Origin of the sequence: Aeromonas sp. FDAARGOS 1406 (assembly GCF_019048565.1) — a bacterium.
GTDB lineage: Bacteria > Pseudomonadota > Gammaproteobacteria > Enterobacterales > Aeromonadaceae > Aeromonas > Aeromonas caviae.
In genome coordinates this window covers 3,831,145-3,845,044 of record NZ_CP077378.1, presented here as the reverse complement: position 1 = coordinate 3,845,044, position 13,900 = coordinate 3,831,145, and the positions used below count along the sequence as shown (strand labels likewise).

13 protein-coding genes are annotated in these 13,900 nt (G+C 61.3%); 8 read left to right on the top strand and 5 right to left on the bottom strand.

What is annotated here, in order from left to right; translation table 11 throughout:
* The first annotated feature begins 4 nt into the window (after positions 1-4).
* Entirely contained in the window at positions 5-790 is a 786-nt protein-coding gene (locus I6L36_RS18230; RefSeq protein ID WP_109113046.1) for a Zn-ribbon-containing protein, read from the top strand.
* Positions 791-863: 73 nt separating this feature from the next.
* On the opposite strand, the gene syd is transcribed toward I6L36_RS18230, so the two are convergent.
* On the bottom strand, positions 864-1,412 hold the full coding sequence (gene syd, locus I6L36_RS18225; protein WP_109113045.1) for a SecY-interacting protein: 549 nt from the start codon (positions 1,410-1,412) through the stop codon (positions 864-866).
* Positions 1,413-1,517: 105 nt separating this feature from the next.
* On the opposite strand from syd, the gene queF reads away from it, so the two are divergent.
* From queF to I6L36_RS18190, 7 genes are all read left to right on the top strand, one after another.
* The gene (gene queF / locus I6L36_RS18220; protein ID WP_109113044.1) at positions 1,518-2,366 is read left to right on the top strand and encodes an NADPH-dependent 7-cyano-7-deazaguanine reductase QueF; all 849 of its coding nucleotides are present in this window, start codon (positions 1,518-1,520) and stop codon (positions 2,364-2,366) included.
* A 116-nt stretch (positions 2,367-2,482) separates the two neighbouring features.
* On the top strand, positions 2,483-4,753 hold the full coding sequence (locus I6L36_RS18215) for a hypothetical protein (RefSeq protein ID WP_109113043.1): 2,271 nt from the start codon (positions 2,483-2,485) through the stop codon (positions 4,751-4,753).
* 85 nt (positions 4,754-4,838) lie between these two features.
* A complete protein-coding gene (locus I6L36_RS18210; protein WP_043152479.1) occupies positions 4,839-6,440 on the top strand; it encodes a diguanylate cyclase in 1,602 nt (533 codons plus the stop codon).
* 158 nt (positions 6,441-6,598) lie between these two features.
* Positions 6,599-7,954 (top strand): nucleotide 5'-monophosphate nucleosidase PpnN, encoded by a 1,356-nt coding sequence (gene ppnN / locus I6L36_RS18205; RefSeq protein ID WP_010673382.1) that lies wholly within the window; start codon positions 6,599-6,601, stop codon positions 7,952-7,954.
* Positions 7,955-8,081: 127 nt separating this feature from the next.
* A complete protein-coding gene (xni, locus tag I6L36_RS18200) occupies positions 8,082-8,879 on the top strand; it encodes a flap endonuclease Xni (protein ID WP_103858151.1) in 798 nt (265 codons plus the stop codon).
* Between the two features lie 142 nt (positions 8,880-9,021).
* Positions 9,022-10,029 (top strand): isocitrate dehydrogenase, encoded by a 1,008-nt coding sequence (locus tag I6L36_RS18195; protein ID WP_049636264.1) that lies wholly within the window; start codon positions 9,022-9,024, stop codon positions 10,027-10,029.
* Between the two features lie 120 nt (positions 10,030-10,149).
* On the top strand, positions 10,150-10,593 hold the full coding sequence (locus tag I6L36_RS18190) for a hypothetical protein (protein WP_010673379.1): 444 nt from the start codon (positions 10,150-10,152) through the stop codon (positions 10,591-10,593).
* A gap of 66 nt (positions 10,594-10,659) precedes the next feature.
* On the opposite strand, the gene rlmM is transcribed toward I6L36_RS18190, so the two are convergent.
* Genes rlmM through I6L36_RS18170 form a run of 4 tightly spaced genes read right to left on the bottom strand, consistent with a single transcriptional unit; the run spans position 10,660 to position 13,745 of the window.
* Positions 10,660-11,754, bottom strand: coding sequence for a 23S rRNA (cytidine(2498)-2'-O)-methyltransferase RlmM (gene rlmM, locus I6L36_RS18185; RefSeq protein WP_042864272.1), 1,095 nt, complete (start codon positions 11,752-11,754; stop codon positions 10,660-10,662).
* Entirely contained in the window at positions 11,747-12,133 is a 387-nt protein-coding gene (locus I6L36_RS18180; RefSeq protein WP_109112117.1) for a DUF423 domain-containing protein, read from the bottom strand. The genes rlmM and I6L36_RS18180 overlap by 8 nt, the downstream gene beginning before the upstream one ends.
* A 43-nt stretch (positions 12,134-12,176) precedes the next feature.
* Positions 12,177-12,812, bottom strand: a complete 636-nt coding sequence (locus I6L36_RS18175) for an alpha/beta fold hydrolase (RefSeq protein ID WP_109112118.1) — start codon at positions 12,810-12,812, stop codon at positions 12,177-12,179.
* A gap of 12 nt (positions 12,813-12,824) precedes the next feature.
* Positions 12,825-13,745 (bottom strand): transcriptional regulator GcvA, encoded by a 921-nt coding sequence (locus I6L36_RS18170; RefSeq protein ID WP_029313926.1) that lies wholly within the window; start codon positions 13,743-13,745, stop codon positions 12,825-12,827.
* Positions 13,746-13,900 lie beyond the last annotated feature (155 nt).

The following is a 13,900-nucleotide window of genomic DNA, read 5'->3' as shown; positions in this document are numbered from 1 at the left end:
CGCCATGTATATCCTCGAACTCACCTTTGAGTGCTACCGCGATACCTCCCTCGGGGAGGCCGAACGGGCCATCGTCCACTACCTCGACATGCTGCGCTATCAGGGTCAGATCCTGGGGCGGGAGTTTCCCACCAGCATGCACGAAGGCTATTTCGTCAGCCGGGTGGTCTGCCCGGAGCAGGACAGCCTGCACCCTGACAACCAGAGCGAGCTGGTCGCCCTTGCCGAGCAAGGTCTGCACCAGGCGGGCCTGCTCGCCCCCAAACTCCACCTGCAAGGGGCGGATCTGCTCTCGGACAGCACGGACCCGTGCGCAGAGCAGGGGGAGCGTTCCAGCTGGATGCTGCTCTACACCAGCTTCCTGCACAGTTGCTCTCCCCTGCGCTGCGGCGACCACTTCGCTCCCATACCGCTCTATCGGCTGCCCGCCGTCGCCAACGGTGACCACAAGCAGATCATCAAGTGGCAGGAAGATTGGGAAGCCTGCGATCAGTTGCAGATGAACGGCTCCATCGCCGAACACGCCGCCCTGCACGAAATCGGCGAGGTGGGCAGCCGCCTTCATCGCCGGGGCAGCGATCTCGCCAGACGGCTGGAGCTCCTGAGCGGCATCCCCACCTATTACTATCTCTACCGGGTAGGTGGCCTGAGCGCTACCGAAGAGCGGGCTCGCCCCTGCCCTGGCTGTGGTGGCCCATGGGCGCTGGCCGCCCCCCTGCACGAGATCTTCGACTTCAGGTGCGAGCCTTGCAGGCTGGTCTCCAACCTCTCCTGGGACTTCAAGGAGTAGGTGCCCACCGCGCACAATGGCGCATTAAAAAGAGAGGGCCTTGCCAGGTGGCAAGGCCCTCTCTTTTGGGGCATCACTGGGGCAAGGTTTCCAGTCGCGCCAGAAAGGCCGGCAACGAGGAGGCCAGCGTCAGGCGCCGCCCGGAGTCCAGCCACTCCAGCCACACCTGGCCGCTCTCGTTATCGAGGGAGACCAGCGTCATCTCGTTGCGGGTCGTGGCAATGAAGAGTGAAGGGGATCGCTTCAACTTGCGCAGCATCAGCAGGTGGCCGATGAGGTTCTCCTTGAGCAGATCCAGATCGGCATCGTTCCACGGCAGGATGAGTTCGATGCGCAACCCCTTGAAAGAGCAGGATAGAGGGCGGCTGAACCAGTGGCCAAACAGGGCGATGGCGCTGGGATGCAGGGTCAGCTCCAGGGCGTTCGCCATGGCCGTGAAGTCGGCTGCCTGCTCCCGCTGGAACGGACGCCAGGCGACCCGCCCCTCCCTGGGTTCATCCAGCTCGCAAGGAGAGCGCCAGTCGGCCTCCCAGTCACACAGGGGCAGCCCCCGCCTTCCTTCGCCATCGCGCTGCCAGCGTAAAAAGAACTGCTCCAGGGCAGACAGGACTTGATCCGACATCGATATTCCCCACAATAGCGGCCTCTGATGGCCGCAAGTACCTGATCGAAAAATCGGGCCATTGCACCATCAAACCCCTTATCAGACAAGCGTGAGCAAACCAGCATGAGCAAACAAGAGAGATACGCCGGCGCCAGTGTGCTGCAAGGCCTGAGCCTGGGGCAGCAGTCCGCCTACATCAGCCAGTACACCCCGAGTTTGCTGCAGCCCGTGCCACGCAGCCTGAACCGCGACGATCTTGGCCTGAGAGGTGAACTGCCGTTCCAGGGGTGCGACGTCTGGACCCTGTATGAACTCTCCTGGCTCAATGCCAAAGGCAAGCCCGTGGTTGCCATCGGGGAGGCCTTTGTGCCTGCTACCAGCCCGAATCTCATCGAGTCCAAGTCGTTCAAGCTTTACCTGAACTCCTTCAACCAGACCCGCTGCGACTCCCTGGAGGCGGTGCAGGCGCTGCTGGTTCAGGACCTGAGTGGCTGCGCTGGTGCCCCGGTGAGCGTCACCCTCTTCACCCTCGACCAGGCCCCCCACCAGATAGCCCAGCTGCCCGGTGAGTGCATCGACAGCCTGGATATCGAGGTGGACGGCTACGAGTTTGACGAGACCCTGCTGCAAGGGGCCGCCGGTCACGAGATCGTGGAGGAGACCCTGCACAGCCACCTGCTCAAGTCCAACTGCCTGGTGACCAGCCAGCCGGACTGGGGATCCGTGGTGATCCACTATCGCGGCCCGCGTCTCGACCGGGAGAAGCTGTTGCGCTACCTCATTTCGTTCCGCCAGCACAACGAGTTCCACGAGCAGTGCATCGAGCGCATCTTTACCGATCTCAAGCACTTCTGCGCCCCGGAAAAACTGACCGTCCATGCCCGTTACACCCGCCGCGGCGGCCTGGACATCAACCCTTTCCGCAGCGACTGGGAGCCGGTTCCGGCGAACCTGCGCCTCATTCGCCAGTAATCACCGGCGCCGCCATCCTGCGGGCTGCGGCCCGCTGCGCATCACCTCAGTAAACTCTGGACGGGCGGGGGTGGGCTTGGATAACATGCCTGCACCTCCGTGCCGTTCTTAATCCAATGAATCAACTGTTTTTTCTGGCAATGATGATGTCCTCCCTGTCGGCTCCTGATCTGGATCTGGCCAAGGAGCAGTTGTCCATCGACCTGCAGCAGGCCCAGACCCTGGTGCTGACCGATCCCGCCAGATGTGCCCAGATTGCCACCTCCTTCCTCGAACGCACGGCCAACAATCCCAAGCAGATCATCAGCAACCGTCAGGAGTACGGCTATCGCGAGCCGATGCTGAACTACGGTACCGCCACCCAGACCACGGGCGCCTATCTGCTCAAGGGGGAGTGTCTGCAGCAGCTAGGGCAGTTCACCCAGGCACAGGAGTCCTTTGAGCAGGGCATCGCCATGGCCGAGAAAGAGCAGCAGTTCGAGCTGCAGGCCCATGGGCTCTATCTGCTGGTTAGAAGCCGCAACCTGCAACAGCATACCCATGGCGCCGCGTCCCCCCTGCTCGACAAACTCGACAAACTGCTGGCCAATCCCGACCTCAAGGAGAGCCAGTTGCAGGTCTACAGCCGCTTGCTGCGCGTCAACGCCAGCATAGAGGAGCGGCAATTCGATCTCGCCAAACAGCAGCTGGCAGAGACCCGCAAATGGGCGGATCACGCCAAACAGCCTCTGGCCAGGGCCTGGACCAGCGCCGTGGGCGGGGATCTCTATCAGGCTCTGGATCAGCCCCAGCTTGCACTGGGGGAGTACATCGAAGCACAACAGCAAGCCAAGCCCCTGCAGGATCCCCTCTTCCTCGGCCTGCTCTCGAACCAGATGGTCAGCCTCTATCAGGAAGAGCAGGAGCCACAAAAAGCGCTGCAATACGCCAGCGAGGCGGCCAACTATTTTCATGCTCTCGGCAATCCTTCCATGCTGAGCGACGCCCTGATCGTGCTCGCCCGTCTCAACCGGGATCAGGGCGAGATGAACATGGCGCTGGTCTATTTCTTCAATGCCCTCGACCTGCTGGACGAGAGCAGCAACCGTACCCGCATCGCCCATCTCAAGTTCGAGATAGGCAAGACCTACCTGCAGACCGGCAACCTCAACCTGGCGCGAAACTACCTGAACGCCGCACGCCAGTCCCATGAGCTGGGGGATGACAAGGAGTCGCTCATCGACACCCTGCTGTTGCTGGGAGAGCTGCACCTCAAGCAGCAGGAGGCGGGCATCGCCATCCTGCAGTTGGAGAACGCCCTCACCCTGGCCAACCGGATTGGGGACATCCGGCGCCAGTTCGAGATCTTCCGCCTGCTCTCCGTCGCCTATGAGCAGAAGGGTTACCTCCAGCAGGCCCTGGAGAGCTACAAGAATTACCACCAGCGCAGCGAACTGGTTCGCCAGCAACAGCTGGCGCTGGAGCAGGAGGCGGTGCGCGACAACTACGCCCAGGTGGAGCGTGTGCAACAGGTCAAGGAGCTGGAACAGCAACTCGACGTCAGCCAGCACCAGCAGGAGCGATACCTCTGGACCAGCGTCAGCACCGGGCTGCTGCTGGCACTCTTCATCTATCTGTTCTTCACCCTCTGGCTGAAACTGCGGGTCGCGCGCCTTCATGCCAAACAGCTGGGAGAGGCCCTGCTGGTAGAGCCGCGCAGCGGCCTGGCCAACTGGCAGCGACTGATGAGCCGCTGGCCGCGGGAGATGGCAAAGCGCCAGCAAAAATCCGAGCGCTGGTACCTGAGCGAACGCCCCACCAGCGAATTTGACGACAAGCTGCACTACCTGCTGTTCCGGGTTCCCTTCCTGATCAACAGCCTGGAGCAGCACGGCTATCAGGTCAGCCGCGAGATAGAGCAGGCCTTCGGCCGTTACGTCAACGAACTGACCCCGCAGGATGGCCGCATCTACGACCTGCGCGAAGGCCACCTGCTCTATGTGGTGCCCCAGCGCCACGTGGCCCAGTTGCATCAGCTGGCCCAGACCCTGCTCGACACCCTGGCAGCCTTCCCCTGCGAGCACCAGCTGGACAGGCGCATCAGCCTCGGCATCGTCAGCCATCCCTTCCTGCCCAAGGCAGCCATGGCCCTCGATCACCACGGCCTGTTCGATCTCTGCTACCTGGCCCTCTCGGGTGCCATTCAGCTCAGCGAAAAATGCCAGCAGAGCGTCTGGCTTGAGCTGGCCGCCATCGATTGCCAGCAGGCCGCATTTTTTAACGGAGATGTGTGGCAATGCTGCTTGATGGCAATTGACAAGGGACTGGTAAAAGTAAATTCTTCTCATGAAAAGCAATGGGTTAACTGGCTTGCGCTTTCACGGATGAAGGTTGCGGACAATCCTTGACAAAAAGGTACTCAACGGGGTCTTTGATTGGCTTTCTGTTGCTGGACGAAACAAAAACGATAATGACAACAGGGCGACCTGAAGAATGAATGATATGGCTGCCGTAACAGGACAACTGGCAAGACTCAGGGAATCCCTCCAGCAGAAACAGCAGGAGCTTGACGGCATGGCGAGCTTCTCCGATGCCGAACGCACCCGCAGTATCCAGTTCATCGGCAAGTTGATGCAAGCCTGTCGCGGCCACGATCGCGAGCTCGACAACCGGCTCGCCAAGCTCAAGCAGAAACTTGAAGGCAACCCTCCGCTCACCTCCATCGATGCCGATCTGATCGCCATCGAGAAGCTGTTGCAGCAGCACAGCCACACCATGGAAGAGTCCATCAGCCTGACCCGGGCAGCCATCGATCTCGGCAGCAAACAGCTCAAAACCATCAAGGGGTTTCCGGAAGATACCCGCCGCGCCCTCAAGGAGTTTCTCGCCAGCCCGGAGAGTTACGGCATCGGCGATCACCAGAAGAAGGTGATCCGGCTGCTGGAGTTCTACCAGCAGGCGATCAAGATCCAGCTGCTGCCGCGCAAGCCGCTGATCCCCCCTTCGGCGGAGATCCCCACCGAGCTCTCCAGCCCGGCCCCTACCGACTCCTTTGACATCAAGGCACATGCCCAGATTTCAGACGAGTTGCAGCGTCTCATCACCGAGCTCGACTTTGCCGGCGCCGTGGGCGAGAGCCTCGCAGACATCCGCCGCCAGTTGCTCGGGGGCATCACCCCTGCCCTGCTGGCCGAAGTCTGCCTGCAGATCATCGAACTCATCATCGAGGGTACCCGGGAAGAGCGCAAAGCCTCCCAGGCGTTTCTCAGTACCCTGAACGAGAGTCTCTCCTCGGTCCATTACAGCTTTACCGAATCCCTGGATGAAGGGCGGGCGCTGCAAAATGCCGCCCATCTCAGCGGACAGGCGCTGGAGCGGGAACTCGCCGCCATCGATCGCGCCATGGCAGCCCATGACTCGCCACAGATACTCAGGGGCGCCATTTCTGGGCATCTGGACACCATCCGCCGGCTGCAGCAGGAGCGGGAGGAGATGGCCAACCGCGAGCGCCACCTGCTCACCCACCTCTCCAACATGGAAGCCAAGCTCAGGTTGATGAAGGACGAGACCGCCGAGTACAAGAAGCGGCTCAGCATCCAGAAACACAAGCTCTTCCTCGACAGCCTGACCCAGGTACACAACCGGGCGGCCCTGGACGAGCGGCTCGAGCTCGAATACAAACGCTGGCTACGCTATGGCACCCCCCTGTGCCTGGCCATCATCGACATCGACCACTTCAAGCACATCAATGACAATTACGGCCACATGGCCGGCGACAAGGCATTGAAGGTGGTTGCCAAGGCCCTGCAGAACGCCTTGCGCGACACCGACTTCATCGCCCGCTTTGGCGGTGAGGAGTTCGTGGTCCTGCTGCCGAACATCAATCCGGACAAGTACCAGAAGCCGCTGGAGAACCTGCGTCAGACCATCAAGAGCATCCCGTTCCGCTTTCGCGATGCCAGGGTCGAGATCACCATCTCCATCGGTGCCACCCTGTTTCGGACCGGCGACCATACCACGGATGCGTTCGAGCGCGCCGACAAGGCGCTTTACAGTTCCAAGCACTCCGGCCGGGATCAGGTCAATCTCGCCTGAATCCGCTTTGAGGGGCGGCTAAAAAAGCGGCAAACGCACAGTCCCCCTATTCCCCTGCCCACCCCCTTGCCTCTACTATCGAACCCGAGGGATGCCAAAGCATCCCGTTTTCTCCCCAGGGAAAGCACAACGATAACAAGCGAGTGAAAGGGGAAATTATGATTACACACATCAATCCCGTGGGCAGCATGGACCTGCTGTCCCAGCTCGAGGTGGATCGCCTCAAGCAGACGGCCTCCAGCGATATCTATCAACTGTTTCGCAACTGCTCGCTGGCGGTCCTCAACTCCGGCAGCCATACCGACAGTTCCAAAGAGATACTGGAACGTTTCAAATCCTTCGATATTCACGTGATCCGGCGCGAGCGCGGGGTCAAGCTCGAGCTGTTCAACGCCCCCGAGCACGCCTTCGTCGACGGCGAGATCATCCGCGGCATCCAGGAGCACCTGTTCTCCGTGCTGCGGGACATTCTCTATGTGTCGACCCAGCTCGAGTCCAATCGTCTGGTCAACCTGACCAGCTCCACCCATATCTCCAATGTGGTGTTCGCCATCCTGCGCAACGCCAAGGCGATCCTGCCCGGCGCCGATCCCAACCTGGTGGTCTGCTGGGGCGGCCACTCCATCAACGAGGTGGAATACCAGTACACCCGGGCGGTGGGTAGCGAGCTGGGTCTGCGCGAGCTCAACATCTGTACCGGCTGCGGTCCGGGTGCCATGGAGGGCCCCATGAAGGGGGCCGCCGTCGGCCACGCCAAGCAGCGGGTGCGCAACGGCCGTTACATCGGTCTCACCGAGCCTTCCATCATCGCCGCCGAACCGCCGAACCCCATCGTCAACGAGCTGGTGATCCTGCCGGACATCGAGAAGCGGCTGGAAGCCTTCGTGCGTCTGGGTCACGGCATCATCATCTTCCCGGGCGGGGTCGGCACTGCCGAGGAGCTGCTCTACCTGCTCGGCATCATGATGCACCCGGCCAACGATCGCCAACCCATCCCCATCGTGCTGACCGGCCCGAAAGAGAGCGCCGACTACTTCCGCGCCATCGACGACTTCGTCAAGGCGACCCTGGGGGAAGCCGCCACCAGTCTCTACCGGATCATCATCGGCGATGCGCCCGAGGTGGCCCGCGTGATGAAGGAGGCGATGCCGAAGATCCGCGAATACCGCAAGTCGGTGGGAGATGCCTACTCCTTCAACTGGTCCCTGCGGATCGAGCCCGAGTTCCAGCTGCCGTTCGAGCCGGATCACGCCAGCATGGCCAGCCTGGATCTGCATCGCAACCAGCCACCCCAGCTGCTGGCAGCCAACCTGCGCCGCGCCTTCTCAGGCATCGTCGCAGGCAACGTCAAGGAAGGGGGCATCAGGGCCATCGAGAAGAAGGGTCCCTTCAAGCTGCACGGCGACAAGGAGCTGATGCACCTGATGGACAGATTGCTGGAAAGCTTCGTCAAGCAGCAGCGCATGAAGCTGCCGGGCAGCCAGTACGTTCCCTGCTACGAGATAGTCAAATAGTCGGGACATCACAATGCACCGCACCGGAGGGGCCCATGGGCCCCTCTTTTATTGACTGGTCTTCTACGGGGTTAGCAGGAGACGCCACCATTGTTACAATGGCAATCCCCGACGCCCGGAGTGCCCCATGCCACACCTGCTCATCATCGATGCCCTCAACCTCATCCGCCGACTGCACGCGGTGCAGAGCCAGCAGGGACTGACCCCGGCTCAGGCCCTGCTCGCCACCCGTGCCAACCTCATCAACACCTGCAAGAAGCTCCTGGCGGCCAGCAAGCCGACCCACGCCATCGCGGTCTTTGACGGTGAGGTCCACAGCTGGCGCAAGACGCTCTATCCCCCCTACAAGGAGGGCCGCACCCCCATGCCGGATGAGCTGAGAGAAGGGCTTGCCGACCTGCAGGACGCCTTCTGGGAGTGCGGTGTGGATGCCCTGCTCTCCCAGACCGACGAGGCGGACGATCTCATCGCCACCCTGGCAAGCGGCATTGCCCAGCACGGCGCCAGCGCCACCATCATCTCCACCGACAAGGGGTTCTGCCAGCTCATCTGCCCGCAGATCCGGGTGCGGGATTACTTCAACAAACGCTGGCTGGATGCCGCCTTCGTCCAGCAGCAGTACGGCGTTACACCGACCCAGCTTGTGGACTTCTGGGCCCTGACCGGTATCAGCGGCTCCAACATCAAGGGGGTGCCCGGCATTGGCCCCAAGACCGCCACCCAGTTGCTGCAGCAATACGGGGACCTGGCTGCCATGCTGGAGGCCTGTGAGCGGGAGGAGGCCACCAGACCCCTGCTCAAGCTGCGCCAGCACCGGGAAGAGGCCCTGCTGGCCCAACGCCTGGTCCGGCTGCAGCACGATATCCCGCTCGGGTTCAACCTGCGGGAGATCCGCTACCCTCCCATCCCTGATGCCGGGGCGTGATCCCCAGCACACCATTTCCCAAGACAGGCCGTACCTGTTGACATAAATGGGTAAAATGTAAAGAAACATGGAGAATGTGGTGCAAAAATGGTATAAAGCCGACGAATCCTCCCCCTCTGTTCCCTAGAAGTGGATACGCCTCATGTCAAAAAGAAAGATTACCGTCATCCCGGGCGACGGCATCGGCCCCAGCATCATCGAATCCGCCATCCAGATCCTGACCCACGCGGGTTGTGACTTCGACTACGAATACGCAGACGCCGGTCTGGTAGCCCTGGAAAAACATGGCGAGCTGCTGCCCCAGGCCACCCTCGACCTGATCGAGAAGAACAAGGTCAGCCTGAAAGGCCCGCTCACCACTCCGGTCGGCGGTGGCTTCACCTCCATCAACGTCTCCCTGCGCAAGAAGTTCAATCTCTACGCCAACGTGCGCCCCGTCCTCTCCTTCAAGGGCACCAAGAGCCGTTACGACAACATCGACATCATCACGGTGCGCGAGAACACCGAAGGCATGTACTCCGGTGCCGGCCAGAAGCGCAGCGATGACAACCAGAGCGCCGAGGCGATGAGCATCATCACCCGGGAAGGGGCCGAGCGCATCGTCACCTTCGCCTTCGAGCTGGCGCGCCAGGAAGGACGCAAGAAGGTCACCATCATCCACAAGGCCAACATCCTCAAGTCCACCTCCGGCCTGTTCCTGGAAGTGGCCCGTCAGGTCGCGGCCCGCTACCCGGACATCCAGAACGAGGAGATGATCGTCGACGCCGCCTGCATGAACCTGGTGATGTACCCGGAGCGCTTCGATGTGATGGTCACCACCAACCTGTTCGGCGACATTCTCTCGGATCTCTGTGCCGGTCTGGTGGGGGGGCTGGGCATGGCGCCAGGCGCCAACATCGGTGAAGGGGCCGCCATCTTCGAAGCGGTACACGGCTCTGCGCCGGACATCGCCGGCAAGAACATCGCCAACCCCACCTCGGTGATCCTCGCCTCCATCCAGATGCTGGAGTATCTCGGCATGCAGGACAAGGCGGAGCGCATTCGCGAGGCCGTGCGGACGACCATCGAGTCCGGCGATCGGGTGACCCGTGACCTGGGGGGCACAGCGTCCACCAGCGAATTCACCCAGGCCATCATCGACCGTCTATAAATAGAATCCAACCATATGATTTTAAAAGGGAGCTTCGGCTCCCTTTGTTTTATGCCAACGCCTCCCTACCTCCCTCGCCAGATGAATACTATGTTGATATGAGGGATAAGGAGATCCACCATGCGTGCTACTTTCATCTTGCTGATTGTCAGCAGCAGTGCCACGGCATTAGACAGGCCAGTCGACAATGCCTGGTTGACGCCGCCTCCCCAGCACGAGGCGCCAGCCAAGCAGACCTGGCAATCCACCCTGGATACCAACGATCTGCTCAAACAGCCCAAGCCGCTCTCCCTGGGGGTGGATATCACCACCGACAGCAACGGTAATCGGCAGATCACCCCCTATCAGAAACTGAACCTCACGGCAGAGAAGAGCGTCAGCCTCTCCTTCGAAAAGCAAAAGCCCAGGATCAAGTTCAACGCTGGCGGCATCAACACCTCGGTCAAGCTTCGCGGGGATGGCGTCAAGATGCAGTTCAACCCCAGTGACAAGACCATTCCCCTGCAAATTGAGCTGAAGATCACCGACGACGAGTCCATGATGCGTCTGGACTACCGCTTCTGATGGCCCAGACACAAAAAAACCGGACGTCACCGTCCGGTTTTTTCATGCCCTGTTCCCGATGCTGCTTCAAGACTTGGGAGACAACTTGGAGACCCAGAACTTGTTGTAGACGTGCACCGTGATCTCTTCGCGATCGTGATAGAGCTGTTTGGCCTGAATGATGAAGCCGCTGTCGATCTCGGCCAGCAGTCCGCGCAACACCTCGATGTTGTGCACCGCCTCGGCGTAGCGCTTCTTCATCGGCAGCTTGAGGTTGAACATGGCTTCCTGACAGTCGTTCTCCCTGAACCAGTCGGCCACCATGTGGGTCACTCGCGCCGGTTTGTCCACCATGTCGCACACCAGCCAGTAGGTATTCTTCTTGCTCGGCCGCCACACGAAACCATCGTCACGGATGTGCTTCACCTGACCTGTGTCCATCAGGGATTGGGCCATCATGCCGTTGTCCACCGCCGTCACCATCATGCCGCGACGCACCAGCTGATAGGTCCAGCCACCCGGGCAGGCACCAAGATCCACGGCCTTCAGGCCGGAGCACAGGCGTAAGTCCCACTCTTCCTTCGGCACGAAGACGTAGAACGCCTCTTCCAGCTTGAGGCTGGAGCGGCTCGGGGCATCGGCCGGGAATCGCAGGCGCGGGATCCCCATGTGGAAGGCAGAGTTGTTGAAGGAGTAGGAGTACCCCAGCATCAGGTGGTCGTTGGCCAGGAAGAAGGCGTGGAACACGGGACGGTTCGGGGTCTCCTTCTTGGTCAGGATCTCGTTGCTGCGCAGCGCCTGGCGAAGCGGCACGGTGAACTTGCGGCAGAAGGCGGAGAGCTCCTTCGCCTCGTTGGTGTCGGCCGTCTCCACCCGCAGATCCCCGCAAATGGCGTAGCCACTCGCCGCCTCCAGGATGGGAGAGACCCGATCGCTTATTTCCAGATCTTTCAGCTCGTGGGTCACCACCAGCATCTGGCGAATGAAGATGAGCTCGCGGAACGGCAGCTTGCGCGCCAGCAGATCGGCCTGCTCCTCGTCATACAACTCGAAGATCACATAGCCGCTGTCGTCCTTGACCCGGGCAAAGCCGTAGCACTGCATGTTGCCGGCACGCTCGGTGATCTCTGCCGCCGCCTCTTTCTCAAAACCCGGGCGGCAATAAAGCAGCAGATTATTCATTCTTTCCTCCAAGACGACAGCCGACCCACATCAGAGCCGCCCATCCCAACATAAAACAGAGGCCACCGGCCGGGGTGATGAGCCCCAGCCCCTTGCTGCCAAGCAGCACCATGGCGTAAATACTGCCGGAGAATCCCAGGATCCCCAGCACAAAGACGGCGCCCGCGAAGGTGATCACCTTGCCGCGCACGCCGCACAACCCCAGCACCAGCAGGGCCAGGGCGTGGAAAAACTGGTATTGCACGGCGGTGTTGAACGCCGCCAGCAACGAAGGGGCGATGCCGGTCGCCGCCAGCCCATGAGCGCCGTAGGCCCCGAGCATGGTGGCCGTCAGACCGAAGAAACCTGCCAGCACCAGCCAATGTCGTTGGATCTGCATCTTCTCTCCTTGCACGCTTCTTCTCTCGACCCGCTCGAGATGGTCAGGAGCGGCCCAACGCCGCGATAAAACCCTTGATCCGCTCCGCACCCAGGCGCAGGTTCTCCTGCTCACTCATGCCGCTCGCCTTTCTCGGTTTGAAACCATGATCCCCGTCGGTCAGCCAGTGGACCGATACGGCGGGTGAGAAGGGGAAATCGGCCAGCTCGGCGCGGGAACCGAAGGTATCGCGCTCCCCCTGCAGCAGCAGCGTGGGCGTCGTGATCTGCTTGAGCACCTCGCCCCGCCATGCGTCGGGCTTGGCCGGGGGGTGGAAAGGATACCCGAGAACGATCAATCCTGCAGCATTCATCTTGTCGCCCCCCTCGCAAAATAGCTCGGCCGCCATCCTTCCCCCCATGGACTTGCCCGCCAGAAACAGCCGGGGATGGGCAAACTGGCGCACCATCTCGCGCCAGTGCGCCAGCAGCACGGGTTGTCTGTCCGGCGGCCTGCGTTTGCCGTCCTGAGCCCGTTTGGTCATGTAGGGGAAGTTGAAGCGCACCACCTCGATCTCCGGCCCCGCCAGCAGTCGCGACAACTCGGCCAGGAAGCTGTGCTCCATGCCCGCCCCCGCGCCGTGGGCCAGCAGAATGCGAACGGGGGCGTCACTCGCCCCCTCTCTTGTCAGGTCAGTCACCAGGTCAACTCCTCAGGCATCGGCAAGGCGGGCACGCCTGCGGGCCTCTTCCTGCTCGACCAGTTCCAGCATCCAGTCGCGAAAAGCCACTATCTTGCCCTGATCGGACTGCTGCTCCTGACACACCAGATAGAAAGCGTTCTTGCTCACCAGCACCTGCTCGAACGGGCAGATGAGACGCCCCGCCTCGATCTCCGGCTGGGCCAGCACGCTGTGGCCGAGCGCCACCCCCTGACCGTGGATCGCCGCCTGGATCACCATGGTGGAGTGGCTGAAGATGGGCCCCTGATTGACATTGGGCGCGTCGATATCGAGCTGGCGGAACCAGGCCTTCCAGTCGCGCCGGGAGGTGTCGTGCAGCAGGGTGTGACGGGTCAGATCGTCCGGGGTGCGCAGGGGCTTGGGGCCGGTCAGCAGCAGGGGGGAGCAGACCGGGATCAGGTACTCGGTGTGCAGCTTGTCCGAGCGCAGCCCCGGCCAGTTGCCGCGGCCGTAGTAGATGGCCACGTCCACGTCGTCGGTGAGGGAGCCCTCGTCCATGTCCACCGCCTTGATCCGCACATCGATGTCCGGGTGGCGTTCGCTGAACTTGACCAGGCGGGGCACCAGCCACTGGATGGCGAAGCTCGGCTGCAGGGAGACGGTGAGCGCCCCCTTGGCGCTGCGGGCCAGCAGCTTGTCAGTCGCCTCGGAGATGGAGGCAAAGATGTCCTTGATATCGAGGAAGTAGCTCTGCCCCTCCTCGGTCAGTAGCAGGGAGCGATTCTTGCGGCGAAACAGCTTGATGCCGAGATACTCCTCCAGCGCCTTGATCTGGTGGCTGATGGCTGCCTGGGTCACGAACAGCTCTTCTGCTGCGCGGGTAAAGCTCAAGTGACGAGCCGCGGCTTCAAACGCTTTCAGTGCATTGAGCGGAGGTAAACGACGAGACATGGAATCGGCCGACGATGAATTTTTCTAATGGGGCGCATTATAAATTGTCGGTTGCGGGTCGACCAGTGAATAAACATAATTCGCCACGCAATTCGTTGTCATATGGCTCACACCTTCTCTTCCATGTTGGTTTACATGTGGTTTTTGTGAGTGAG